The sequence below is a fragment of the Mammaliicoccus lentus genome, from assembly GCF_947036595.1.
Taxonomy (GTDB): Bacteria; Bacillota; Bacilli; order Staphylococcales; family Staphylococcaceae; genus Mammaliicoccus; species Mammaliicoccus lentus.
Map to the genome: position 1 here is coordinate 2,464,720 of NZ_OX344834.1, position 25,916 is coordinate 2,490,635.

Annotated in this window: 20 protein-coding genes and 2 pseudogenes; 7 read left to right on the plus strand and 15 right to left on the minus strand. The window is 29.7% G+C overall.

What is annotated here, in order from left to right; translation table 11 throughout:
* Positions 1 to 305 precede the first annotated feature (305 nt).
* Positions 306 to 494, minus strand: coding sequence for a hypothetical protein (locus ACNMOQ_RS12255; RefSeq protein ID WP_064211506.1), 189 nt, complete (start codon positions 492 to 494; stop codon positions 306 to 308).
* 344 nt (positions 495 to 838) lie between these two features.
* Between ACNMOQ_RS12255 and ACNMOQ_RS12260 the strand changes: the two genes are divergently transcribed.
* From ACNMOQ_RS12260 to ACNMOQ_RS12275, 4 genes are all read left to right on the plus strand, one after another.
* Positions 839 to 1,021 carry a 3'-5' exonuclease family protein gene (locus ACNMOQ_RS12260; RefSeq protein ID WP_064211479.1) on the plus strand — a complete coding sequence of 61 codons (183 nt, stop codon included), beginning with the start codon at positions 839 to 841 and terminating at the stop codon, positions 1,019 to 1,021.
* A gap of 104 nt (positions 1,022 to 1,125) precedes the next feature.
* A complete protein-coding gene (locus tag ACNMOQ_RS12265) occupies positions 1,126 to 1,464 on the plus strand; it encodes a hypothetical protein (protein ID WP_135031473.1) in 339 nt (112 codons plus the stop codon).
* A 380-nt stretch (positions 1,465 to 1,844) separates the two neighbouring features.
* On the plus strand, positions 1,845 to 2,951 hold the full coding sequence (locus ACNMOQ_RS12270; RefSeq protein ID WP_416349915.1) for a hypothetical protein: 1,107 nt from the start codon (positions 1,845 to 1,847) through the stop codon (positions 2,949 to 2,951).
* 144 nt (positions 2,952 to 3,095) lie between these two features.
* Positions 3,096 to 4,133, plus strand: coding sequence for a 2,3-butanediol dehydrogenase (locus ACNMOQ_RS12275; protein WP_017000683.1), 1,038 nt, complete (start codon positions 3,096 to 3,098; stop codon positions 4,131 to 4,133).
* A gap of 87 nt (positions 4,134 to 4,220) precedes the next feature.
* Here ACNMOQ_RS12275 and ACNMOQ_RS12280 read toward each other — a convergent pair.
* Positions 4,221 to 4,772: pseudogene (locus ACNMOQ_RS12280) on the minus strand (recombinase family protein).
* 251 nt (positions 4,773 to 5,023) lie between these two features.
* On the minus strand, positions 5,024 to 6,538 hold the full coding sequence (locus tag ACNMOQ_RS12285) for a Na+/H+ antiporter NhaC family protein (RefSeq protein ID WP_416349916.1): 1,515 nt from the start codon (positions 6,536 to 6,538) through the stop codon (positions 5,024 to 5,026).
* A 593-nt stretch (positions 6,539 to 7,131) separates the two neighbouring features.
* On the opposite strand from ACNMOQ_RS12285, the gene ACNMOQ_RS12290 reads away from it, so the two are divergent.
* Complete coding sequence (locus ACNMOQ_RS12290; protein WP_416349917.1) at positions 7,132 to 8,319, plus strand: MFS transporter; 1,188 nt, start codon at positions 7,132 to 7,134, stop codon at positions 8,317 to 8,319.
* Positions 8,320 to 8,554: 235 nt separating this feature from the next.
* Here the strand turns inward: ACNMOQ_RS12290 and ACNMOQ_RS12295 are convergent, their stop codons facing one another.
* The 6 genes from ACNMOQ_RS12295 to ACNMOQ_RS12320 all read right to left on the minus strand — a co-directional run bounded on the left by ACNMOQ_RS12295 (position 8,555) and on the right by ACNMOQ_RS12320 (position 16,239).
* The gene (locus ACNMOQ_RS12295; RefSeq protein ID WP_416349918.1) at positions 8,555 to 9,514 is read right to left on the minus strand and encodes a zinc-binding dehydrogenase; all 960 of its coding nucleotides are present in this window, start codon (positions 9,512 to 9,514) and stop codon (positions 8,555 to 8,557) included.
* A 240-nt stretch (positions 9,515 to 9,754) separates the two neighbouring features.
* The gene (gene nhaC, locus ACNMOQ_RS12300; RefSeq protein WP_282862595.1) at positions 9,755 to 11,206 is read right to left on the minus strand and encodes a Na+/H+ antiporter NhaC; all 1,452 of its coding nucleotides are present in this window, start codon (positions 11,204 to 11,206) and stop codon (positions 9,755 to 9,757) included.
* A gap of 582 nt (positions 11,207 to 11,788) precedes the next feature.
* Positions 11,789 to 13,141, minus strand: a complete 1,353-nt coding sequence (locus ACNMOQ_RS12305) for a gluconate:H+ symporter (RefSeq protein WP_282862594.1) — start codon at positions 13,139 to 13,141, stop codon at positions 11,789 to 11,791.
* 73 nt (positions 13,142 to 13,214) lie between these two features.
* Positions 13,215 to 14,222 (minus strand): 4-hydroxythreonine-4-phosphate dehydrogenase PdxA, encoded by a 1,008-nt coding sequence (gene pdxA / locus ACNMOQ_RS12310; protein WP_282862593.1) that lies wholly within the window; start codon positions 14,220 to 14,222, stop codon positions 13,215 to 13,217.
* A 13-nt stretch (positions 14,223 to 14,235) separates the two neighbouring features.
* Complete coding sequence (locus tag ACNMOQ_RS12315) at positions 14,236 to 15,522, minus strand: four-carbon acid sugar kinase family protein (protein WP_282862591.1); 1,287 nt, start codon at positions 15,520 to 15,522, stop codon at positions 14,236 to 14,238.
* 18 nt (positions 15,523 to 15,540) lie between these two features.
* Positions 15,541 to 16,239 (minus strand): DeoR/GlpR family DNA-binding transcription regulator, encoded by a 699-nt coding sequence (locus ACNMOQ_RS12320; RefSeq protein WP_416349919.1) that lies wholly within the window; start codon positions 16,237 to 16,239, stop codon positions 15,541 to 15,543.
* A 412-nt stretch (positions 16,240 to 16,651) separates the two neighbouring features.
* Here ACNMOQ_RS12320 and catA point away from each other — a divergent pair, with 412 nt between their 5' ends.
* The gene (catA, locus tag ACNMOQ_RS12325; protein ID WP_416349920.1) at positions 16,652 to 17,299 is read left to right on the plus strand and encodes a type A chloramphenicol O-acetyltransferase; all 648 of its coding nucleotides are present in this window, start codon (positions 16,652 to 16,654) and stop codon (positions 17,297 to 17,299) included.
* Positions 17,300 to 17,688: 389 nt separating this feature from the next.
* Positions 17,689 to 18,915 carry an RNA polymerase factor sigma-54 gene (locus ACNMOQ_RS12330; protein ID WP_416349921.1) on the plus strand — a complete coding sequence of 409 codons (1,227 nt, stop codon included), beginning with the start codon at positions 17,689 to 17,691 and terminating at the stop codon, positions 18,913 to 18,915.
* A gap of 30 nt (positions 18,916 to 18,945) precedes the next feature.
* Here the strand turns inward: ACNMOQ_RS12330 and ACNMOQ_RS12335 are convergent, their stop codons facing one another.
* The 6 genes and pseudogenes from ACNMOQ_RS12335 to ACNMOQ_RS12360 all read right to left on the minus strand — a co-directional run bounded on the left by ACNMOQ_RS12335 (position 18,946) and on the right by ACNMOQ_RS12360 (position 25,827).
* Complete coding sequence (locus tag ACNMOQ_RS12335; RefSeq protein WP_416349922.1) at positions 18,946 to 20,421, minus strand: aldehyde dehydrogenase family protein; 1,476 nt, start codon at positions 20,419 to 20,421, stop codon at positions 18,946 to 18,948.
* Positions 20,422 to 20,431: 10 nt separating this feature from the next.
* On the minus strand, positions 20,432 to 21,313 hold the full coding sequence (gene dapA / locus ACNMOQ_RS12340; RefSeq protein WP_107360100.1) for a 4-hydroxy-tetrahydrodipicolinate synthase: 882 nt from the start codon (positions 21,311 to 21,313) through the stop codon (positions 20,432 to 20,434).
* A gap of 25 nt (positions 21,314 to 21,338) precedes the next feature.
* Positions 21,339 to 22,795 (minus strand): annotated as a pseudogene (gene nhaC / locus ACNMOQ_RS12345) (Na+/H+ antiporter NhaC).
* Positions 22,796 to 22,820: 25 nt separating this feature from the next.
* Complete coding sequence (locus ACNMOQ_RS12350; protein WP_416349923.1) at positions 22,821 to 23,627, minus strand: hypothetical protein; 807 nt, start codon at positions 23,625 to 23,627, stop codon at positions 22,821 to 22,823.
* A gap of 17 nt (positions 23,628 to 23,644) precedes the next feature.
* Positions 23,645 to 24,661: a proline racemase family protein gene (locus tag ACNMOQ_RS12355; protein ID WP_416349924.1), complete on the minus strand. Its 1,017-nt coding sequence runs from the start codon at positions 24,659 to 24,661 to the stop codon at positions 23,645 to 23,647.
* A 2-nt stretch (positions 24,662 to 24,663) separates the two neighbouring features.
* Positions 24,664 to 25,827 carry an NAD(P)/FAD-dependent oxidoreductase gene (locus ACNMOQ_RS12360; protein ID WP_135031491.1) on the minus strand — a complete coding sequence of 388 codons (1,164 nt, stop codon included), beginning with the start codon at positions 25,825 to 25,827 and terminating at the stop codon, positions 24,664 to 24,666.
* Between the last annotated feature and the right edge of the window lie 89 nt (positions 25,828 to 25,916).

The following is a 25,916-nucleotide window of genomic DNA, read 5'->3' on the forward strand; positions in this document are numbered from 1 at the left end:
AACGAGCGTATCCCCTAATCAATTGTTATCTTAGTTTTAAGTAATTATAAACATAAAAAAACCAACCCAAATAATTTTGGATTGGCTCTATCTTACAAACATATACAACAATTTTTAAATTTCTTAAAAGAATTGTATTAATATTGTTCCCCTTTTTAATATGAAAAAACATTGAATTTAAATTTATCAGTTAAAAATGAAATTTCTTATAAAAAAGAGATAAAATCACATAATCTAACTTATCGGAAGTGGATGCACATACTTATAACGCGAAAAAATTTTGAATAATAAAGTCCGGCTAAAAATTAAGTGTTTTGTTGTTTGTTAAATTTATAAAATCTTATTAAATAAATAATGTAAGCAATAAATATAAATGTATTGGCAAAAATTATTTGAGCTGTATTGCTATCGCCAAATTTTACGCTTAATACCGTCCATGATGTTATTAAAATTAACAGCATTAAAGCAATCCAAATATTAAAAACTTTTTTCATAATATCACCTCTAATTATTAGCAGAATGTTGCTCCTCGAGTTTTTTGTACAGTTTGAGCGCATAAGCACATACTCCTATTTCTCCATCATTTTCAAAGTATATTAAAGAAATATCATTTCCATTTTTATCTTTAGTTATATGTATATACTCATTTTAAATATAGTATAGATGGTATAGTAGTTGTCATGGGGTATTATGGATTTTGTAGCTATTGATTTAGAGACTGCAAACAGTGATAGAAGTTCTATCTGTACATTAGGAATGTTAAAGTAAAAGGTAATAAAGTTATAGAAATATATTACGCTTTGGTAAATCCAGAAACTTATTTTATGCGTTTAATGTTATGATTCACGAGAATGAAGAAGAAGATGTAGTAGATAGCCCCGCTTTTAAAAATATCTATAATGATATTACATCTTTTACTAATGGATATAATCTTGTCGCACATTCAACACGTTTTGATATGTATGCTATAGCTGATTGTATGATTAAATATAATTTACCAATTTGGTTTAACTTTATTTGATCCTCACTTAGGAGATGCTAAAACGAGTGCAGGAGTTCCAACAACTTATGCTAGAAATATAGCTTGGGCTATAGACGCATTTTCACACTAAAGGAGAGATTTTTTTGGAAAGCAATGAATACAAATTATTATTAGATGAAATTGAAAAATTAAGATTTCACAACACTAACTTATTAACACTTATTGGATTACTACATGCTGAGGATATGAAAGAACCTACAATCCAGGAAACCATAGTTTTGTTTAATTTGTCTAAAAAAGACTTAAGAGAATTCTCTAAACTGGTAAAAAACTTTAACGGTAATAATTTTGCTTTAGAACAAGAAGCTTTAAAAATTAATCCTATTTTCAAAAGAAGAAATATAATTTCTATTTTGAAATCATTTATCGTTTCTGAAATGTTCCAAGAAAAAAGCAAAGAAATACTAAATTCTTATGAATAATATTTTTATTTAAAAATTAATATTTATTCCAACCATTAATTTTTCTAGCATAAATGTGCGTTCAAGTTATAGTCTACACATAAAATACTTTGGCAAGTATTCGTAAATTCATAAGCTAATTGTGTTTTATTATGTATAAACATAATCTCTGTCATTCATCAGTGGTTGTATTATTGCGCTGTTTACGCATTGACTACGCAAGCGCGATGATAAATAATAGGCGACTAGCCACACCAAAAAATCCCCTTACTATTGCGAGTAGTGAGGGGATTGGTGTATCTATGCTAGTTCCTTGTTAAATACATTATAACATCATAGTCTAAGGAAATGCAAAGTTAGATTACAAAGAAATAAAACGATTATAGGAGCGTAAATAAATATTGGATAAAAACAGAATAAATTTAGAATTCAAAATGTTAAAAAGTGAAATATATAAAAACAATGTCTTTAAAGATAAGGGGAAGGGAAAATTAATAACATTTAAATACTTGTTGCCTTTTAGAATACCTATAAAAGAAATTGAAAATATTGATTTTATAAATGAAGAGAATACATTTATGAAGTTTATTCATAGCGAACACAATATCTTAGAAAATGATAATATTAAAAGAGAGAGACAGTCATATATTGAAATAACTTCAGTTATTAGTCATACTAAATTTAAAAAAGTGAAATTCGAATCTACATCTAGAGAATCTAAAAAAAATAAAATTATCACTGAAATTTTTAACAAGCAATTACATACTCTTAATAATTTTATAAAAATTATTAGTGTTAAGTATCAATATCACAATATATTCCAATTGTCTCTTGGAGATATATTAAGCATTCCATACTATGTGATATATAGCATAAAAGGTGAAATACAAGATATGAGCCTTTTTTTAATAGACATGCCTGATAAAATAGAAAACGATCAGTATTCGGAATTAAGACAAACCGAATTATTGAACATTAAAAAAAATTATCAAATGTTGAGTAATCATCCTAGTAATACATATGTAATAGCAATGAGAAAAGGTGAAAGAGCAATATATAAAGCAGATTATAATTTAGCAATTATCCAAATTCAGACTGCATTAGAAGTTTTTATCACACGATTTTTAGAAGGTTATTATAAATTAGATGAAAAATTAAGTGATGAAAAATTAAGAAATATCCTTGAATGTGGTTATGCTAATCTTATTAAAGATCACTTAAAAAAAATAATAGATACCTTGAATTTAAATGATTCTTATGTGATTAAAAACTGTATAGACAAATATAAAAAAGATTATTATCCTATGAGAAATAAAATTGTTCATGAAGGACTTTCTTATGAAAGAGAAGACGCATTTAAATTTCAAGAAATAGTAAGTGACATAATTAAATTAATAACATTTACTATGAAAAATGTGGAAGCTAGTGATTTTTCTAAAGAATTTAATACTTATAATATTATTAATAGAAAAGTAAATGTTAATAGTATAAAAGAAAAATACAAGTAAACTTCATATTGTTATTATGTGTTTTATTTAAGTACACTCTAATTATAAAATAATTAAGAAACACTGTATTAAAAAGTTAGTTTATTTGAAAGTCACTTTTAAAAGGCATACTATTAAATTAGCTAAAACAAGGAGGTTTTATTAATGAAAGCAGCAGTTTGGTATGGTCAAAAGGATGTACGAGTTGAAGAACGAAAATGTAAAGAGTTACAAGATAATGAGGTTAAAGTTAAAGTGTCTTGGGCTGGCATTTGTGGTACAGATTTACATGAATATTTAGAAGGTCCTATATTTATTTCAACAGACAAACCAGACCCGTTCCTTGGCCAAAAAGCGCCCGTTACATTAGGCCACGAATTTGCAGGAGTAGTAGATGATATTGGTTCTAAGGTTAAAAAATTTAATAAAGGCGATCGTGTTGTCATTAATCCTACAGTTTCAAATCGTGAAAAAGAAGAAAATATTGATCTTTATGATGGTTATTCATTTATAGGCTTAGGTTCTGATGGTGGATTTGCAGAATTTACAAACGCTCCAGAAGAGAATGTTTATAAATTGCCAGATAATGTTTCTGATAAAGAAGGAGCCCTTGTAGAACCGACGGCTGTTGCAGTTCAAGCAATTAAAGAAGGCGAAGTTCTATTTGGCGATACTGTTGCTATTTTTGGTGCAGGACCAATCGGTTTATTAACAACTATAGCAGCCAAAGCAGCTGGCGCTAGCAAAATATTTGTTTTCGATTTATCGGAAGATCGACTTAATAAAGCTAAAGCAATAGGTGCTACTCATACCATAAATTCTGGGGAATCAAATCCAAGTGATGTTATTAGTAAATACACTGATAATGGCGTTGATGTAGCATTTGAGGTAGCTGGTGTAGCGCCAACACTTAAATCTGCAATAGATGTTACTAAAGCAAGAGGTATTGTTGTTATAGTTTCTATATTCGGTCATCCTATTGAATGGAATCCAATGCAATTAACTAATACAGGTGTAAAACTTACTTCGACGATTGCTTATACACCTACTACATTTCAACAAACAATAGACTTAATTAACGAAGGTAATTTAAAAGTCAAAGACGTCGTTACTGATGAAATTGAGTTAAATGATATTGTAGAGTCAGGATTTGAACAACTTGTAAACGATAAATCACAAGCAAAAATTCTCGTTAAATTATAATAAAGGTTATAAAAACTAATGAAAGGAGAATCTTCAAATTAGAGATTCTCCTTTTATTAGTTTTCTTCCTGTGATTATTTGTTTTTACTACTTCATTTTTATTATTCTATATACAGTAGAACGACTCACACCTGTTTGTTTCGCAATCTCTTCACCTGTGAGATTCTGTTCATCATATAAGAATTTAATCTCTCTTTTCTTATAATCTGGTAGTGAAGGTCGGCCACCTTTTCGCCCTCTTGCTCTTGCAGCTTCCAACCCTTTTTTAGTACGTTCACTTAATAAATTAGCTTCAAGTTCAGCGAATGCACTCATCATTGTAAAGAACATTTTGCCCATCGCGTCCTTGGTTGATACGTTCATATCTATAATATGTAAATCAATACTATTATCATCTAACCATTGAGATAACTCAATTAATTGCTTGGTTGTTTGGCCAAGAAGATCTAGTTTATAGATAACTAAAATATCGCATTCACGTAAATAATCTAAGCATTTATCAAGTTCCGTTCATTTATTTTTGCGACCACTCGCTTTTTCGCTAAAGATACGTTCACAACCATATTCCTCAAGTGTATCAATTCGTCCATCCAGACTTTGATCTAGTGTTGATACACGTGCATAACCAATTTTCGCCATTTCATTTCCTCCTTTTGGATGGTTTTATGACATCTTATCCATACAATATACTTCTCGAGGCAAATGAGACGTCTTATTCAAGTCTAAAAACTCATGAACTTCAATTTTTAAGACACATTGATTATAATACAAGTTATGATACTCAGATTACAAAGAAAATCCTCTTAATGCAAAATTAAGAGGATTTGTGTCAAAAACGTTCGTTTTTATTTTTCTAAAACGACTGCCAAAGTTTCATAATATAATCGCTCCTAATTATTAGAAGTTTTTAATTTCATTTTATTAAATAAAAACACGCCAAACACCATAAATACAATGGCGAATAAAATTGAAAATTTAAAGTTTATAAGGCTTGTTACTAATAAAGTAGCAAAAGTTATAATTCCATTAAATAATGCTATTGGGATTTGAGTTTTATTATGGTCTTTATGGTCACATCCAGCACCTGTAGAAGATAAAATAGTTGTATCTGAAATTGGTGAACAATGATCTCCAAAAATCCCTCCAGATATTACTGCTCCAATACAAACAGCCATCGGTATATCTAGTTGAAAAGCTAATGGCATAGCTAACGGTAGCATGATGGCAAAAGTACCCCACGACGTACCATTGGCAAATGACATGCCAGCTCCCACAACAAATATTAATCCAGGAACTATAGCAATAGGAATATTGCCATTAATAATTTCGACAATATAATTTGCAGTTCCTAATTTGTCTAATAGTAATCCAAGGGACCATGATAAAATTAAAATAATTAATATATCCGTCATTTTTTTCATGCCTGTTGTATAAGATGCTATTGCTTCTCCAAGTTTACGTATTTTGTAAATTACTAATAATACGACTAAAGTTATTGATGCAAAGAAGTAAGAAAGCGTTAAAGCTATTCTAAAATCTATTCCTTCAACACTTTGAAATGGAAAGCCTTTAGGAGCCAATAAAGAAATTAAGCTTACAATCAAAACTAATATTGGTAACCAGATCATAATCGGACTACTATTTTTAGAAACTTCATCATCCTCTAATATACTTTCTCTTAAAGGTTTTGATTCTGGCCAATATATTTCTCCAGTATTTATACTTCTTTCTTCAGCTTTCTTCATAGGTCCAAAATCTAATTTTAATATAACAATTATAGGGACAATTAAAACTGCTAGAATAGGATATATGAAATAAGGAAGTGCTTCAATAAATGCATCCCAAGAACTCATTTTTATATTTAAGCTATTAAATTGACTCTCTATCAATCCCATAATATAAACGCCCCAACCTATGAATGGAATCATAACAGAGACAGGAGACGAGGTAGAATCAATAATCCAAGCTAGTTTTTCTCTCGATATTCTGGCTTTGTCAAACAGCTTTTCATATATCGGTCCCACAATTAATGGAGTACCCATCTCTGAGAAAAAAATAGCTACACCACTTATCCAAGCAAAAAGTTGTATCTTAATTCTACTTTTTACATTACCTACAACTTTATTAGCAAAAGCTTTACCTCCTCCAGAAATTTCTAAAAGAGCAACAAAGCCTCCTATAAAGATTAATAATACTAATACTCCTATATTTCCATCATCAGACATTGTTGTATAGATAAAATCTTTAATTAAAACTTTTAATGATTGTATAATATGGAAATTATTTAATAATAATATTCCTGAAAAAAGCCCTATAAATAAAGAAATAATCACACTTCTTGTAAGCAATACCATAAAAATTGCTATTATCGGTGGTATTAACGATAAAAACCCGAACTCATCCATAAAATTCCCCTTTGTTTTAAAGTTTCTAAAAATTCTGCAAACTAATACAGATAATTTTACTAAAATATAAGCAAATAGCAATAATTATTAATGTAATTGCATCTTTTTTATTCAAATTATTTATTCATTTTCTAAATTATAAATACTATTGAAACATATTAAAATAAAGTGTAAATTTTATAACAAAACAAAAAACTCACTACCGCAAATAGTGAGGGGGTTGGTTTATAAGTGAATACTTGTAACGAAAACAAGTATTTTAACATCAAATGGTATAGGAGCGAAAAATTATTATGTATTTTGATAATGTAACAATTTACCTAAATTTAAAATAAGTATAAATATAGCACCACATATCACATAAAAGAATTTTCGTTCATCTTTTAATATCTTCCCTCCTATTTGATTAGATTTTAATATTTCAGATTCATTTTTGACCTTTTAAGTGTTTATTACTTCTCATATAACTATAGAAAAATCTAATCTTTCTTTAAATTTCCTCTGAACTTCACGAATTGCTTTATATGGAAAATAATTATATAATATAATTCCAGAAAATTCCAAATATTTTGAAAGAATGTAAGGGAGACATCATGAAACAACATAGTAAAAATTTTAAAAATTTATTTTATAGCCAATTTTTTGCAAATACTGGAGATATTTTATATATAGTAGGTCTTATCTCATATGTATATACAGTAACTAAAAGCGCAACAAGCTCAGCACTAATACCAGTTATTATAACTATCGGTATATTTATCAGTGGATTTATATCGCCTTATATTTATCAATTTCTTACTAAGAAGAATGTTCTTGTTATTTTTCAATCTTCTAAAACAATTATTATGTTATTAATTATTTTATTGATACTACATTCAAATCAAACTTTATCAATTTACATATTAATTTTTCTAAATTCTTTTTTTGATGGTTTTACGAATCCAGTGAAAAATTCAATGATTCCTTTAATTGAAAAAGAAAATATGATTGCTCCATCAAATGCTAAAATGAATACGATGAATAACACTATTCAAGTTGGTGGCTGGGCTATTGGCGGAATTTTATTAGCTTATATAGGTTATATTAATATAATCTTTTTCACAATTTCTCTATATATTATTTCACTTATATTTATTTTAAAATTAACTGGGATTAATGAACAGAAAGAAGAAAAAAATTCAATATTAAATTCATTTAAAAATATGTTAAAAACAAATCTTTCAAATAAACTTAGTTTATTTTTTAACTTATCAACTTTTGTAGAATCATTTGCGCATAGTGTATGGATAGCTGCAATATTGTTAGTATATATACAAAGTTTCTTAAATCTAAATGTAATTTGGTTTGGTTTTATAAATTCCCTATTCTTTAGTGGTATGATTATTTCAGGAATTTTAGTTAATTTTAAATATGATATTTTCGAAAGAAAATCTTCTTTTATTATTATTTACCTTCCAATAATAATAAGTATATTAAATGCATCATTTGCAATACATAAACTTATTATCATTGCCTTAATATGCTCGTTTTTATATGGTTTTTTTAACGAAATCAGAACAATAATTTTGAATTCTAAACTTCAAAAAGATTTAAAATCAGAAGATATAACACAAACTTATATATTAAATAATATGGTATATAGTTTTAGTTTTGCTTTAAGTACATTAATAATTTCTTATATTGTTGATCATAGTAGTGTTATATACTCTTTTATTATTGGCGGATTATCATATTCACTTGTATGGCTTTTAGGTATATTTTTCAAAAAAACTCTTGTTTAATATGATTTGCTTGGGCAATAATGATTAAATAACATATTCATTTTATGTATAACAAATAGTATACATATTCGCTGATTATCAGAGTATAATCTACATAAAAACCTTCACTACAGACACAGATTGGGATTTGACATGTTAATGAATCCTTATTCTCGTTAGATGTATTATAAAATCATAAAGGTTGGAAATGCAAAATTATTCTATAGTTTGCTTTTACCAACTTCTTGTTTATTCTTTAATTAATATTTATAACAACTCTTTCCCCATTCTGAGGTTGGTATTCCCAAGCATCAGAAATATCGTTGAAATCAAATTCTTTTATGGGAACAGAGATGTTATCATTATCTAATAACTTAAATACAACATCCTCAGCTTTTTTTAAAGTATCTTGATTATAATAATGAACAAAACCTACTATCTCGACCCCAGAAGTACGTATAGAAGTAGCATCGATAGATATTCTCTTTCCTGCTGATTGTCCAACTTGAAATAGCTTAGTTACTGTTGAAAAATCAAAAGACTCTGGTATTAGGCTATCTAAAATTAATTCAGTAGGTTCACCCCATAAATAATCAATTATCAAATGAGGACGATTATTTTTAATTGATTTTGCTAGTAAGTTCTTTTCTTCTGTTAAATTAAAAACTTTATCTGCACCTAATGATAATAATTTATTAAGTGTTTCTTTGTTTCGTCCTGTAGCAATAATAGTTTTTGCGCCTAAATGTTTAGCAATTTGTACAGCAATTTGTCCCGCAAATCCAGTTGCTCCATTGATTAAAACAACCTTTTCTTTAAGAGTTTCTTTTGAAGCCACTAATGGTATTGCAGAAGTCATAGCTGATTTTGGTACTGTAGCTATTTTTTTAAAATCAGTTTTTTCAGAAATATACGTTAGATTTTTATCAGAAACATAAGCAAATTCAGCAAGTGATCCATAAGGAGGTTGTAAATTAGAAAAAGAAACAGTCTCCCCTGTATCAAGTTTACCAATGCCGCTCAAACCGGGAATAAAGGGTTTAATTTCAGTAAATTGACTACTTGTATAATGTTGTCCAGAAAATATTAATTTATCTACATTTTCTAAAGCTACTTTTGAAACGTTAACTTTTACTAACTCATTATTATTTTGCGGTTCAGGGAATGTTCCGATTTCTGGTATGCTATTTGTATTTTCCATAATGGCTGCTTTCATAAAAAACCTTCCTTTCTTGATATTGTCATTTTGAAACATTCTACTATTTTTAGAATATAAATACATATAATCAAAAATATATTGGTTTGAATAAAGAAAAAAACGAAAAATAACATATATATTAAAATTGATTTTATAAGGAAACTAAAAATAATTGCAAAAACAGATTAAGTTTTAGTAGTGAAAAATTAGGTTTAAAAGGTGAGATAAAATATGAAAAATATTAAAATTATATTTGTGCTAGCTTTCGCTACTATTATCTACTTTTATTTTCTTAATACCAAACCAATTAATATACGGACCTAATATAGCTAGAAGTGCGGAAAAAACGATACCTAGCAAATTGAATATAGCCCATGGTCCATATTCAACAGTACTAACACCCAATGTAGTAGCCATATAAACAGCAGCACTGGTCCATGGAAAAGCTGCTTCTGGTATTGCTCCAGAATCTTCCATGCTTCGTGATAAATTCAATTGATGTAATCCCTGTTTAGTATATTGCTTACTAAAAAGATCCTTCATTAAAAAGAAAGTTACTGTACCATTGCCTGTTGATAAAATAATTGCTAATCCAGAAGCAAGAGAAACAAGTATTGTACTTGTTGCTGTTTTTATTAAACTTAAAACTCTAGCTATTACAACTTTTAAAACTTTAGATGCTTCTATAGCCGCCGCAAAGAAAAAAGCACAAAACAAAGTTAAAATAGTACTGCCCATGCTAGTAATACCTCCAGCATTTAAAATTTCAATGACAGTGTTATTGATACTACTTTTTTCAAAGTTCGGTATAACATTGGATAACATGTTTGGATTAAACCCTTCAATACCAGCTTCTATAACCATTTTTAGTGGATAATGCTGCATAGTTAAAGAGATTACCATAGCTGAGACAGCAGATAAAAACAAGACAATTAAAACATGCTTTTTCATAAGCGAACCAATCAGTATGATTAAAGGTGGAATAAGTAGAATTAAATTCATATCAAATAATTGATGGAGATTAGAATCAATTTCGTTAACATTCCCTAGTTCAGTATTTTTAGGATTTATTTTCAATCCTGCTAAAAAAAATATAGTAATAGATATTATCATTGAAGGTATTGTTGTATATAGTAAATGTCGAATGTGTTGATAAACATCAACTTCTGAAACTAGCGAAGCCATAATAACAGTGTCCGACAAGGGGGATAATTTATCTCCAAAGTAAGCGCCTGATACTATTGCACCTGCTGTTATTGCAAGGTTAATATCCATAGCTGATGCTACTCCCATAACAGCAATACCTATAGTCCCCACAGAAGAAAAAGAACTCCCCATACATAAAGATACAATCGCGGCTGCAATAAAAGACATTAGATAAAGGTATTGGGGACTTATGATGTTTATACCAAAAGACATTAGATAAGGTATAGTCCCAGACATCATCCATGTACCAATAACTAACCCAACGCTTAATAACACTAAAAAAAGAAGTAAACCAGATTTTATCTTCTGTGACATAATTTCTATAATATTGTTCCATGTTTCTCCATGAAAAACTGCAAATATAGAGGCAACAACACCACTTAAAATTAACATAAATTGGACTTGATATTGGGCAACCATAATACCGTAGACTAAAAAGAAAGCTATTACTAATAATAATGATATTGACATAAATAAGGACGGATTCTTGATTTTTTTACTCATCTAAAATACACACCTCCTATATTTTAAAAATCAAACAAAAATGCTTCAAATCATTTTTCTTCAATTAATTCATGCATAAAATATTTCCACAATTACTGAAAGCGATTTCAGTAATGTGTAAAAATACTCACGGAGTAATATAATATATAATTGGTTGTTAGGTCAAGTTATCTAAAAGTATTATAAACTTTAACTGGTTATAACTAGTAAGGTAGGAAACAAGTTACCATCTAAGTGATAGCTTGATACACAGTATACTGTATGCCGTATTACAATAAGAGAAACATTAAAAATTTTGGAGGTAGAGAAATTTATTTGTAGAAAACATAGTCGTAGTTCATATATTTTAGGTGCCCATTATAACCAATGAATATACGTCTCTTTTCATAAAAAAACACCTCCATATAAATTCATTTTAATATGAATTCAACGAAAGTGTTTTTATTTTATTCCTATAATTTAGAGTAGCTCATCAGCATGCTGAGGGCTCTTTTTATTAAATATATAATAACATCCTATGTAGAAAAAATATAAAAGTATTATTTTTATAAATTCTTAGTGAAATAAGATTAAGACAATAGTTTAAACAAATATATCTAATATTAAAGTAAATATTAACCCACAAACACCGACAATCGTAGATAAGACTGTATAAGTTCCGAAAGCTTCTTTTAAAGTCATACCTAAAGATTCTTTAACCATCCAAAAACCAGCATCATTTACATGAGAAGCAACTGCACTACCCGCGCCTGTCGCTAACGCCACGAGTTCTAAATTGACGTCTGGAACTCCATTTAACGAAGGTATTACTAAACCAGCTGTTGTCAGAGTAGCTACGGTTCCAGATCCTAATGCTAGCCTTAAAATAGCAGCCACCACCCATGCCAATATAATTGGAGATAAATTTGCCCCATCAAAAAGCTTTGCAATATAATCTCCTACACCACCGTCAATAATAACTTGTTTGAGAGCGCCACCACCACCGATAACAAGAAGCAACATCCCCATCGAGTTAATTGCATCAGTACATGAGTCGGCTATTTGTTTTTTTGATATATTTTGCATAATCCCCATTGTATATAATGCAATAATTAAAGATATTAGCATAGCAGTTGAGGAGTTAGTTATTAATTTTAGAATATTTATAAATACATTATCTCCAAAACCCATTTGTTTTTGTAATATATCTAATAAAGCACCTATTGCCATTAATAATACCGGAAATAATGCAGTAAATAAACTCAATCTAAAAGTTGGTAATTTATTAAATTTCACATTTTCTGTAGTTGCAAATGTAGATCTTTCTAACTGCTCTTTCCCAAAAGCTGAAGGTACTATTTTTTGAGCTATTTTCGGATAATAAATACCAGAAATAATTACTGTAGGTATAGCTACAATAATACCGTATACTAAGACTATTCCAATATTAGCTCCGTATTCTGCTGAAACAGCTATAGGGCCAGGATGAGGTGGTAAAAAAGCATGAGTAGCTAGTGCTGCTGTAACCATTGCTAACCCTAATTTTACAACTGAAATTTTAAGTTCTTTTGCTATTGAAATAATAATTGGGATAAGTAATACAATAGCTACTTCAAGAAACAATGCTATACCGACGATAAATGATGCTAATAATACAGCCCACTGTATTCTTTTTTCTCCAAATTTATTAATTAGAGTGTGAGCAATCTGATGTGCACCACCTGAATTAGCAATTAATTTGCCTAACATTGCTCCCATTCCAAAAATTAAAGCTATATGTCCTAATGTTCCTCCAAGACCAGATTCTATAGACTCTACTACTTTATTTAAAGGCATTCCCAGCATAATTGCTACAATAAAAGACGTAATTATTAAAGATACAAAAGTATTTAGTTTAAATACCATAATCATGATTAATAATAAAATAATACCTATTAATATTATTATTAGGGGCATATTCTCCCTCCTTTGTAAGCGCTTTACTAAAATGTTAAAAAATAAAGGAGTTTAAACTCCTTTATTTAATTGTTTATTTACTATTTACAAAACTTTCTGCATATTCTGCTGCTACTTTAATACATTCTTCCATACTAATACTTTCAGCTATATTCTGACCCGCTATATCAAATGCAGTCCCATGATCAACAGAAGTTCTTAGGAATGGTAATCCATTGGTAATAGAAACAGTCATATGGAAATCTGTCATTTTCGCTGCTATATGACCTTGGTCATGGTAAAGAGATAAAACAGCATCGTATTTACCATTTAATGCTTGATAGAATACTGAGTCAGCTGGAACAGGACCAACTACATCAATTCCATCTTTTTTCGCCATTTCAATACCAGGTTTTATTTCGTTGACTTCTTCCATACCAAATAAACCACCTTCGCCACTATGAGGGTTTAGACCTGCAACTGCAAATTTTTTGCTATCTAGTCCTAGTCTTTCTAAGGCTTTATCACATCTTAATAGATAATCATGAACTCTTTCCTTAGTCATTTGATTTATAGCATCTTTCAATGATAGATGACGAGTTAAGAAGAAAATTCTCATACCTTTTACTTCGAACATTGTTAATGGATCTTCAGACTCTGATAAAGCTTCTAACATTTCTGTGTGACCAATATAAGGAACTTTTGCTGCTTTTAGAGATTCTTTATTAATTGGCGTTGTTGCAAGCGCACTAACTTTTTTATCCATTGCTAATTCTACTGATTTTTTAATATATTCGTATGCTGCTTCACCACATTTTGCTGAAACTTCACCATATTTTAAATTTTCTGCATCAATGTTATTAAGGTCTATAACATCTATTGTTCCTAGCTTATAAATACCGTTTTCAGGATTATCTATATTATTAATCTCAACATCGGATTTAGTAATGTTTACTGCTTTTTGAATTACATCTAAATCTCCTACAATAACTGGCTTACAGACATCGTAAATTTCTTTGTTTGTAAGTGATTTTACTGCGATTTCTGGTCCGATACCTGCTGCGTCTCCCATAGGAATTGCTATAATTTGTCTGTTATTCATAATAAATCTCCTCCTAGTATTTGTTTTCTAAATATTTTACTGCTGTGTATATAGCGTCAATTTCTCCAGCGGTCCCCCCTTTTGTGATTACTGGTAAGCCATCAAAATATCCTCCAGTAAAAATTCCATAAGATACTAATGGCAATACCTCATCTTTTAACTGAATACCTTCAGTTTGTCCTACAGAACAAATAGATGCTGTCACGTCCCCTCCACTTGAAAAACAACCAACAATTTCATCTGTGCCTTCTAATATTAACCTAGTTATTTTTGCTAAACCGTCTGATATACGTTTAGCAAAATAATCTTGAGATCGATTGTATTTTTGTGATAAATATTTTAAATTGACAACTTCATTATTTGGATGATCAGTAGTGACTAATATGATATTTTGATTTAATAATTCTTTCATAACATTTTCTGTAGCTCTGTTAACTTCTTTTTCCCATTGTTCCTCATGTGTTGTTGCTAATTCTTTTGAATCTACAAACACTCTTGCTACATCTCTTTTTTCTTGTAAATATTCAAGCTGTTTTCGGCTATTAATCGTTATACTACCTACTGTTAAAAGAAGTTTTTTACGCTTTTGATTCTTTATAGCAAACGATTTAATATAAGCTTCAGTCAGCGGTCCTGGGTCAGCTGGTACCAATGTCTTATGGTTAACTAATACCATAGCTCTGGCAATTACTTCTATATTTTCACTGGTCATTGCATCAACTATGATTATTCTACCGCCATTATCTATATGGTAATTCATTTGTTCTTTTAAATTCTTTTCTCCTTTTAAAACATCTGATAATGATATATGTGCAACTTTATTTTCAGTTTGCTGACCGATGAGCTCTGGTACATAAGATGTCGTTATAGGCTTCACTGGATCTTTACTAACATCTGATAATTCGACTGGTACGTTATTTAATAATAAATACCCACCAACCATTTGTCTGTTAGATTCTGGATAAGTCGGTACTAAAATAACTACTGCGTCATCACCTAATGATTGTAAAATTTCATCTATTTCAACTCCTATATTTCCTCTAACAGTACTATCAATACGTTTACAGAGTATGTCGACATCCCATTCATTTAAATTTTTTATTACTGTATTAATTCTATTTTTGGCAACACTCTCTTCAGAATATCTTGAATCTGTATTTATAACTGTCGCATTAATCAATTTATCAGAAGGTAAATTATTGTAATTAATTATAGTTGCTACATTGAAACCTAAATTATTAAGTTTAACTCCAGTACCATTTCCCCCTGTCAAATCGTCAGCTATCACTCCTATTTTCATTTTTCTCCCCCCTTAATATTAATCAGTTATAATTTCATTGATTTCGTCTAACTCACACACTTTAAATAAAGCTTTGTTACCGTATTTACTTTTGTCAGTTACTAAAATAACTTCTTTAGATGATTGCATCATAGCAATTTTTACTTGTGCTTTTTCAATACTTGGAGCAGTGATTCCATATTCTTCATCTACTGCGTGGGCTCCTAAAAAGAATAAATCTGCATTTAATTTTTTAATCAAATCAAAAGTTAATGTTCCTAGTATAGATCCCGTATTATTTTGCAAATGGCCACCAAGCACAATTACATCAATATTAGAATCCATTAATACATTCGCTATAGAGATATCATTTGTTATGACTGTTAAGTTAAGATCCAAACTTAAAATCTTTTTAGATATTTCTAAAGTTGTGGTTCCAGAATCTAAAAATATAATATGATTATTTTCAATTTTTTCAACTGCTTTTTCAGCAATCATTCTTTTTTGAAGCACATTTTTAACTTTCTTATCTTTATAAGAGATTTCATTGCTAATAGTTTGAACAGGGATAGCCCCTCCAAATGTTCTAACTAATTCTCCGTTAGTTTCTAACTTTTCAAGATCTCGCCTAACTGTCATCTCTGAAACATTTAATTCATTTGCTAACATTTCTACTTCAACTTTTTTTTGTTGGTCTAATTTCTCTAAAATGTGCATGTGTCTGTTTATTTGTTTCATCTTATCCTCTTTTCTGTTCTAAATAAACATCTTTAATTCATATTATGTTATAAAAGAACAATATTGTCAATATTTAATGTTCATTTATAACAATTTTTTAAAAATGTAAAATTGTTAAGTATTGTTAGATCAAATTTTTGAAATGAAAATATTAATTAATTAACAAATCAAAATATGATTCTGGTTTTAAAGATGTATGTATATATGTTGTATATTCTCTTTGGCAATAATACATCTTTGTTTATAATAGTTATTGAGATTGACTTTAAAAGAACACTAAAAATATTTGCTAAAGCAGATTGGTTTTTGTAGTGAAAATTCAGGTTTAAGAGGTGAAGTAACACATGATAAAAACAGAGGAGTATTCCTCCTAAATGTAAAAAGCCGATTAAAATTTAGGAGGAAATTATAAATGACTTTTAATATTATTAATTTAGATACATGGGATAGAAAAGAATATTTCAATCATTATTTTCATCAACAAACTAGTTATAGTATTACTAAAGAAATTGATATTACTTTGTTTAAAAAAGTGATAAAAAAGAAAGGATATAAACTTTATCCTGCTTTGATTTATGTAATTATGAGTATTGTAAATAATAATATAGTATTTAGAACAGGGATTAATAGTGAAGGTAAATTGGGTTATTGGGATAAGTTAGATCCATTATATACAGTTTTTAATAAAGAAAGCGAAAAATTTTCTAATATTTGGACTGAATCAAATGATGATTTTAATTCTTTTCGTAATAGTTATGAAAATGATTTGTTAAAATATAAAGATAAAAATGAAATGTTTCCTAAAAAACCAGTACCCGAAAATACTGTTCCAATTTCAATGATTCCTTGGATTGATTTTAGTTCATTTAATTTAAATATTGGTAACAATAGTAACTTTCTATTACCGATTATTACGTTAGGTAAATTTTATAGTAAACATGATGAAATTTACTTACCAGTTTCTTTGCAACTTCATCATTCAGTATGTGATGGTTATCATGCTTCACTATTTTTGAATGAATTTCAAGATATAATTGATAATGTAAATGAGTGGATTTAGATTAGAAAAATTAATAGAAATTCACTTTTATCTCGAGTCTCTCATAGCTTTAAGACCTACCAATTTCGAGCAACATTAATCCACACTAAAAAATCCCCTTACTACCGCAAATAGTAAGGGGATTTGGTGCATACATGCCTGATAATCTTTGTTAAATAGATTATAACATTATAGCGATTGAAAATATAAAATGAGATTTTACTGACGCTTATATCTCCAAAATTTAAGTATTATACTATCTCAAAAAAACTCTTTTTTAAGATCACTTTTTTATTGTTTTAAAACAGTATGCTAAATTTCGATTTTGGTGTAAAGTAACAATTAAAGGTGATAATAACTCTATTTTACCAATGATTTTATTATATTTATTTGAGAAAGGTAGTAATTTAATGAGTATTGAACAATTATTAAGTAATGATCTGCAATTATCTAATTATCAAATTCAATCACTTAAGATTCTTTCTTATAAACAAGAAGAGATTATTCAATATTTATCCCGATTAGAAAGTAATTACCCTTATATTCAATATAAATCTAATAATAGCGATAATACTATGTCTATGGATGATTATAGATGGGCTAATAATAATATAAGAGAAGATTTAATCGAACAACTTTTAGATTATAATTTAAATAGTAAAAATTTTAGTGTTGCTAAATTTATAATTTTAAATCTTGATAATAAAGGTTTTTTTGACATAGATCAAAAGTTATTCTGTGATCAGCAAAATATTGATTTCGAAGAGTTTATATCAATTAAAGAGATTATACAAAATTTATTACCTATTGGTTGTGCTAGCAAAGATACTTTTGATTTCATCTCATTTCAATTGCAAAAAAAAGGGTTATGGGATAGTTGTTTATTCGATTTATTTCGAAATCATCTTAATGATATCGCTAATCAAAATTTTACTTTTCTTGATAATCACGATATATCAAACGAATCATTTACAAATTATTTAACTTATATCAAAGAGCAAGAAATTTTCCCTTATCTTGAATCTAATACTCCACAAAATGTTATTCCGGAAGCATATATAACCATAAATAATAATGGATTTAAAATTAAAATGAATGATGATTATATCAATGCTTTATCACTAGATGAAAGTGTTCCTATTCACGATGAAATATATAAGCAAAATGAAAATAAATTTAATCATTTAAAAACTATGCTCTCTAAACGTTCTGAAACTCTATATAAAATAATTCATATGATTATTACTTTCCAATATGAAGGTCTCTTGTCTAATAATCAATTAAAATATCGACCATTAACTCAGAACATGATTGCAGAAGGTGTTAATCTTCACCCTTCTACTATTAGTCGTGGCGTTCAATCGTGCTATATACATATAAATAATAATTTATATAGTTTATCCGATTTATTAGTTCGACCACACAATTCAAACATTTCAACTAATTATGTGAAACATATGATTAAACATATAATAAAAAACGAACCTTTTAAACAACCTTTTTCCGATGAAACGCTTGTCTCTTATTTGAAAGAGCAAGATATTTCAATATCTAGAAGAACTGTTGCTAAATATCGTAATGAGTTACAAATAAAAAACTGTAATCAACGTAAAAAACTATACAAAGAAAAAAATTAAAAGAATAGGAGGACAATTCCTCCTATTCTTTTATAATTTTACCCATACAAATTTAACTTCAGTATAATTGTCTAATGCATAAGTGCCCATTTCTCTACCAATACCTGATTGTTTGTAACCACCAAATGCTGCAGCTGGATCTTCTAAATTATAATCATTTATCCAAACTGTCCCTGCCTCTAATTGGTTTGTAACATTTATTGCTCTTTGAATATCTTTTGTCCATACTGCTGCAGCTAGACCATATTCACTAGCGTTAGCTCTTTCTACTACTTCTTCTTCTGTTTCAAATGGCAATATACATGCCACAGGTCCAATAATTTCTTCTTGAACAATACGCATATCATCTGTTAAATCTGTAAACACAGTAGGCGGTACAAAATATCCTTTATTGTCTTTTAAAGTTTGTTGATAAGCTATATTTCCGCCTTCTTTAACACCTATGTCTATATAATCTTGAACACGTTGCTGTTGTTTACGTGAAATTAACGGTCCCATATCGATACCTTTTTCAGTACCTACTCCGATTTTAATCTTTTTAGTTTGTTCAATGAATTTTTCTATAAACTCTTCATAAATCGAAGACTGAACAAATATTCTTGTACCTGCACTACAATTTTGACCATGGTTATACATGACCCCATCAACTGCAGTAATTGCCGCTTCAGACAAGTCAGCATCCTCAAATATAATATTGGCTGATTTACCACCTAATTCTAATGTAATGTTTTTGACTGTATCTGCAGCTTTTTTCATTATTTCTTTACCTGTTACCGTAGAGCCTGTAAAAGCGATTTTACGTATTTTAGGATGAGTTGAAATCGCTTCTCCTGTTACTGTGCCTCTTCCTGGAACCACATTAACAACACCTTCTGGAATACCAGCTTCTTTAATTAATTCCGCAGCATACAATAATGATAAAGGCGTTTGTTCTGCAGGTTTTATTAAAATTGTACAACCTGTTGCGAGTGCAGCTCCCATCTTCCAGGAAGCCATGTTTAACGGAAAGTTCCAAGGAATGATTTGACCTACGACTCCAATAGGTTCATGTACTGAATAATTAAAGTATTCAGGGCTGATAGGCGTTGTTTGTCCTAATACTTTTGTAGCCCATCCAGCATAATATCTAAATTGATTAATTGCTCCTGGTATATCGTCTGTAAGTGCAATTTCATATGATTTACCATTGTCTAAAGCTTCTAAATAAGCTAGCTCTTCTTTGTTTTCTTCTAATAAATCTGTGAATTTTATAATAAGATCACTACGCTCTTGTGCAGATAATTGACTCCACTCACCTTTAAAAGCTTTTTCAGCACATTGTACTGCATAATCAATGTCCTCAGTTCCCGCTTCTGCAACTCGTGTAATAATTGTATCGTCGGCTGGGTTATATACTTCAAAGCTATCACCACTTTTACTACTCACATATTCATTATTAATAAATAATCCTATATCGTTATTAATAAAAGTTTTTACCTTTTCTGGCATCTCTATTTTATTTGTCATAGTATTCCTCCTAATTTAAAGTTGTCATAATTTTTTTCAATTTATTAATTTCTTCTTCCTTTAAACTCCTTCTTGGCGGTCGACTAGGTCCCCCATTTAAACCTTTAATTTCCATTCCTGCTTTGACAATTTGTACATACTTCCCACTATCTTCTATAAATTGTAATAAAGGTAATAATTTTTTATAAATTTCATGCGCTTCTTCAAATTCTTTTGATTGTATTTTTTCATATAATTGTTTAGCTAAATTTGGTGCTAAATTTCCTGCAACTGAGACCCATCCTTTTGCACCCATTACAAAAGATTCAAATGCTAAATCATCACTACCACAGAATAATGTTAAATTGTCACCTGTCGCGTAATGTATATCTCTTAATTTTTGAATAGAGCCACTAGACTCTTTCAAATGAGTAATGTTTTTCACATTGTTACCTAAATCAATTAATGTATCTTGACTGATATCTATTCCTGAAGTGAAAGGATTATTATAAATCATCACTGGCAAAGAGGTACTATCAGCAATATCTTTAAATTGATGATAAACTTCTTCATCTGTAGGATGAGCATAATATGAATTAATAACTAAAACGCCATCTGCGCCCAATTTTTCGGCAGTTTGTGTTAAACGAATAGCGTCATTCGTATACTCACTAGCTGTACCAACAATAATAGGAAACTCGCCATTCACAGCGGACACAACTGTTTTAATGATTTCTTCTTTTTCTTCTTCTGTTAGTGATACAAATTCTCCTGTACTTCCATTTATTATTAGACCGGAAACTTTTTGTTTAATAAAATAATTAATATTTTCTTTTAAACCTTCATAATTCACTTCATAATTTTCTTTCATTGGTGTCACAATAACTGGATATACCCCTTTAAAATTTTTCATTTCTCATTTCTCCTTTATTCTTATTTTATGAACTAACAATATTTTTATTCTTATCTTTATTGGCTAAACCATTTTCTGTCTCCATGTTTTCTTCGTTATAATATTCATCTGACTTCCACATGAAAATTCCTTTAAATCCATAAATAATCGAAATAATAATAACTACAATTGGATACCACAAGAAAGGCACGTAATGTATAGTAGAAACACCTAAAGTGGTAGCCATAAATACGCCACCATCAGACCACGGTACCATTGGTGTAGTTACTGTTCCTCCAGCTTCTGTATTTCTAGATAATACTGTTCGCTTAATCTTTAACTTATCATAATTTTTTTCTGTCATTTTTGTTGCTGTAAGTAGAGATACATATGCAGCACCACCAAAGACGTTTCCAAATATACCGGCTAACAGCGTAGTTACAGTTAAACGACCCGGGTCAGAAGCCCATTTACTAAACATATCACTTATTTTTTGAGTAACACCTATCGCTTCCATTACCCTCCTATACCTAAAGCGATTATTACAAGCAATACTGTTTCCAACATGAAAGTAATGCCTCCACGGTTTAACAAATTATCGATAAATGGTACGCCTGAGGAAATATCGTTACCTCTATATAATATTTTGATACTTTCAACAAAAGGAATGCCTTGGAACCAAACAGCCCATATTGCACCTAGTAAACTCCCGAATAATATTACTGGCACAGAAGGTATCTTTAATGCTAGTAGCACTATAACAACGATTAATGGGATTACCATCCACCATGAAATGTTAAATTGGTCATTTAATTGACCCATGGCTTTTTCTGCTTGCGCCAAACTTCCGTCTTTACTTTTTATCGTCAAGTTAGTGATTCCAAAAAGTATTAAAGTAATAATTATGCTTGGAATAGATACAAATGACATAGACTTGATATGATCAAACAAGTCGACTTTAGATAAAGACGCTGTCATAACTGTTGTATCAGATAACGGAGACATTTTATCTCCTACATAACATCCAGAAATAACTGCTCCAGCCACAAGTGCTAATGGTAAACCAAAGCTTGTTCCTACACCGATCATCGCAATACCCGCTGTTCCTGCTGAACCAAAAGAGGTTCCAGTCGCTAACGAAGTCACCATACATATGATAAATGCTGTCACAAGAAAGAATGTTGGATTTATAATATGTAATCCCGCATAAATAATACTTGGCACAATACCACTGGCAATCCATGTACCAATTAATGCACCAATTGAAATCATTACCAGTATTGCTTCCATCCCTTCATATATTCCTTTACAAAGCCCTGCCTGAAGTTGATTATATGAATGCCCTATTTTTAGACCTACCGGGATTATGATGAACCATATTAGTAATAATGCTAGCTGAATAGGTAATTCTAAATAAATCACTACTACAAACATGGTTATCATGAATGCTATAAGAATAAATAAAATTTCTTTTCCTGTCGGTAATCTGTAATTGTTATCCATTTTTTCCCCACCCTTTTGTTAACGCTTATTGTAAAATGAAGCCTTTTTTAAACGGATCTGTATCAGACATATAAAATTGGCTAGAACTAAGTAATGATCCTTCTAATATGAATTTTTCATTTTGAATTTTTATACGTTGCTTTGTCATTGTTAATAAACTGGTTATATTATTATGTCGATGATAGATGATAGAATACGCTGCTGTATCGGGTAGTCTCACAATTTCGTCTTTATGCATAACTAACACACGATGCGTTTCACTATCAAAATATATATAATTATCAACATTATTGTATTGATATATTTTTTGGTAAGAATTATATAAGTCTAAGATGTTTTGTATTGTCATGGATTTTAAATCAATTGTTTTGATAAACCCATAACTTGTATTATCAACTTTATAAATATCCATCTCCTTAGTCTCTTTCAACAATTTTACTGATGATACCGTAACTTCCATATGCTTATCTTTGTTTGAAGTCCCTGTATATAAACCATTAATTTCAATATCAAAATTCATACCTTTGTATGCTGTGTTCTGTAACATAAATATAGTTGCTTGAAAAATTGCATGATGTTGTACTGAATGTCCTAACGGCTGAAACGTCACCACTTTACATTTGTCACCAATTATTGTATAAACACAAAATAATAAATAAGGGTGCCCTCGAGGTTCGGTGTATATCGCTGATAACTTTGAAATATGCCGTTCTTTCCAATCTGTGTTTAATACTTGATCTTTAGAAGTTTTAAGTTCTTCAAAAGGAACAAACCTAAAGAGACCACCTCCAATTTCACAATCATAACTCGTACATAATAATTGAGTATCCATCATTTATCCCCCCTATGTTAATTTAATGGTGGTATGAATAAGTAATTATCTTCGGTCGTTTTTTGATTATAATAAAAATCATGACGCCCCATCGGCCAAGCTCTTCCTGAAATGTTAATATCCACATATTCGTATCCATTCACATTTGTATTAGCTAACACCGTCCCTTTAAAAACAGACCCTATAATACTTTCATGTAAAAACACATTTCCTTTTTCTAGTTCACCTTTATAAACTAATGTAGCTATTTTAGCTGAAGTCCCTGTTCCACATGGAGACCTATCAATGCCGCCTGGGGGCACCACAACAGTATTTTTATAATTAACATCTTTATTGACTACTTTTTTAGAAGAAAATTCAATATGTGTTAACCCTTGTATAAATGGTTTTTCAGGATGTTGAACATTGTATGTTTTATTAATTTCATTTCTAACTTCAATAGCTTTCTCAACAATATACTTACTATTTTCAGGTGCTAATTCAATATTTAATCGATCAGCGTCTATAATGCCATAAAAATTCCCACCATAACTGATGTCTACAGAAAATTCTCCTAGAACCTCATGTTCTACATTTACCGTTTTTAAATAAAAACTTGGAACATTTGTAAAACTCACTTCTTGAACTTCTCCATCTTGAATCTTTGTTTCTGTTTTTACTAAACCAGCTGGCGTATCAATATTAATTTTTGTAATTGGTTCATTTTTTTCAACATAGCCTAGTTCAATAAGTGCAGTACAAAAACCAATAGTGTCATGTCCACACATAGGAAGGTATCCACCTGTTTCTATATAAATTGCTCCAAAATCAGCTTCATCGTTACATGGGTCTACCATAACTACCCCACTCATTACTTCATGACCTATAGGTTCGTTCATTAAAAACCTACGATAATGGTCATAATGTAATTTCATATATTGCATTTTTTCTGCTACTGTATTTCCTATCATTTCAGGCATACCGCTTAAAATCGTACGCGTTGGGTTGCCTCCGGTATGTGTATCGAATGTTGAAAATAAACGATCATATTTCATAATTAGGCCTCCTTGAAACGGTTCACTGATAGAGGGGAAATATCAATTTCTGTTTCTTTTCCTGAAATGAGTTGTTCTATAAATAAACCTGTTATTGATGATAATCCAATACCATCTCCTTCATGTCCTGCAGCAACATAAAAGCCCTCAACGTCTGTTTCACCGACAATTGGTAAATGGTCTTCTGTAAAAGGTCTTAATCCACAATAAGTTCTAATCAAATTCATGTCTTTTAATTTAGGATAAAAATGAATTGCTCTTTGTGCGATTAACCGATTAACTTTTGAACTAACTTTTTTATCATATCCTTTAAATTCTCTACTTGATCCAATAAGGAAATTTTGGCTTTCAGTAGGTTCAAATACTAAAGCAATTCCATAGTCTTTCATCTCTTTAGATACTTGTCTCTCCCCTTCAAATTTGGACATCAAATATCCAAACTCCATTACTTTTCTTAGTCCCATTGTTTCATTTCTAGATGCTACTAATATCTGACCTTTTCTTGGATAAATAGGTATATCAATATTTAGCATTTTTCCTATTTGAGGAGCATATATACCACATGCGTTAACAACTTTATTTGCATAAAAATAGTAATTAGTAGTTTCAACAAGAAACATTTCATTATCCTTGTTCACATTATTTACATGTTCATATTCGTATACTTTCAATCCATATTGCTTAGCAGATTCAACAAAACTGTACGTTAGCATATAAGGATTAACCGTCGAATCTGTTGTACATTCTAAGCCTCCGAGTATATGGTCAGAAAAATACTTTGATTCATTTTTAATATCTTGCTTATTTAACATCTTAAAATCTAAACCATAATCACATTGTTGTTGCACCCATTGTTCTGCAGCTTGCATTTCTTCATCATTTTCACAGACCAATATACTTCCAGGTCTGCGATATTCAAAAGGTAAAATTAATTCTTTACTCAATTCATGAATCAATTTTTGACTGAGTAACGTCATTTGACTATCAAACCCTGGTGTTTTATCAATCGCTAAAATATTTCCATCACAATGCGAAGAAGTTAAAGAAGCAATTTCTTTACTTTCAACTAAGCCAACATCATAACCAGATTTTGATAAAAAATAACTAATACTTGCCCCTATAATGCCACCACCAATTATGAGGACCTCATGATTTATAGTATTCAAAATTTCCACCCCCTTACTAATTCATAAGCAACTTATATGCCAATAATGAAATTTTAAAATCGTTGTAAAGCGCTTTCATAAGTGTTAAG

Excerpts from the sequence above, each read along its gene's own strand:
- ACNMOQ_RS12255 (WP_064211506.1), bottom strand. The coding sequence starts at position 494 with ATGAAAAAAGTTTTTAATATTTGGATTGCTTTAATGCTGTTAATTTTA.
- ACNMOQ_RS12260 (WP_064211479.1), top strand. The coding sequence starts at position 839 with ATGATTCACGAGAATGAAGAAGAAGATGTAGTAGATAGCCCCGCTTTT.
- ACNMOQ_RS12275 (WP_017000683.1), top strand. The coding sequence starts at position 3,096 with ATGAAAGCAGCAGTTTGGTATGGTCAAAAGGATGTACGAGTTGAAGAA.
- ACNMOQ_RS12285 (WP_416349916.1), bottom strand. The coding sequence starts at position 6,538 with ATGGATGAGTTCGGGTTTTTATCGTTAATACCACCGATAATAGCAATT.
- ACNMOQ_RS12290 (WP_416349917.1), top strand. The coding sequence starts at position 7,132 with ATGAAACAACATAGTAAAAATTTTAAAAATTTATTTTATAGCCAATTT.
- ACNMOQ_RS12295 (WP_416349918.1), bottom strand. The coding sequence starts at position 9,514 with ATGAAAGCAGCCATTATGGAAAATACAAATAGCATACCAGAAATCGGA.
- nhaC (WP_282862595.1), bottom strand. The coding sequence starts at position 11,206 with ATGAGTAAAAAAATCAAGAATCCGTCCTTATTTATGTCAATATCATTA.
- ACNMOQ_RS12305 (WP_282862594.1), bottom strand. The coding sequence starts at position 13,141 with ATGCCCCTAATAATAATATTAATAGGTATTATTTTATTATTAATCATG.
- pdxA (WP_282862593.1), bottom strand. The coding sequence starts at position 14,222 with ATGAATAACAGACAAATTATAGCAATTCCTATGGGAGACGCAGCAGGT.
- ACNMOQ_RS12315 (WP_282862591.1), bottom strand. The coding sequence starts at position 15,522 with ATGAAAATAGGAGTGATAGCTGACGATTTGACAGGGGGAAATGGTACT.
- ACNMOQ_RS12320 (WP_416349919.1), bottom strand. The coding sequence starts at position 16,239 with ATGAAACAAATAAACAGACACATGCACATTTTAGAGAAATTAGACCAA.
- catA (WP_416349920.1), top strand. The coding sequence starts at position 16,652 with ATGACTTTTAATATTATTAATTTAGATACATGGGATAGAAAAGAATAT.
- ACNMOQ_RS12330 (WP_416349921.1), top strand. The coding sequence starts at position 17,689 with ATGAGTATTGAACAATTATTAAGTAATGATCTGCAATTATCTAATTAT.
- ACNMOQ_RS12335 (WP_416349922.1), bottom strand. The coding sequence starts at position 20,421 with ATGACAAATAAAATAGAGATGCCAGAAAAGGTAAAAACTTTTATTAAT.
- dapA (WP_107360100.1), bottom strand. The coding sequence starts at position 21,313 with ATGAAAAATTTTAAAGGGGTATATCCAGTTATTGTGACACCAATGAAA.
- ACNMOQ_RS12350 (WP_416349923.1), bottom strand. The coding sequence starts at position 23,627 with ATGGATACTCAATTATTATGTACGAGTTATGATTGTGAAATTGGAGGT.
- ACNMOQ_RS12355 (WP_416349924.1), bottom strand. The coding sequence starts at position 24,661 with ATGAAATATGATCGTTTATTTTCAACATTCGATACACATACCGGAGGC.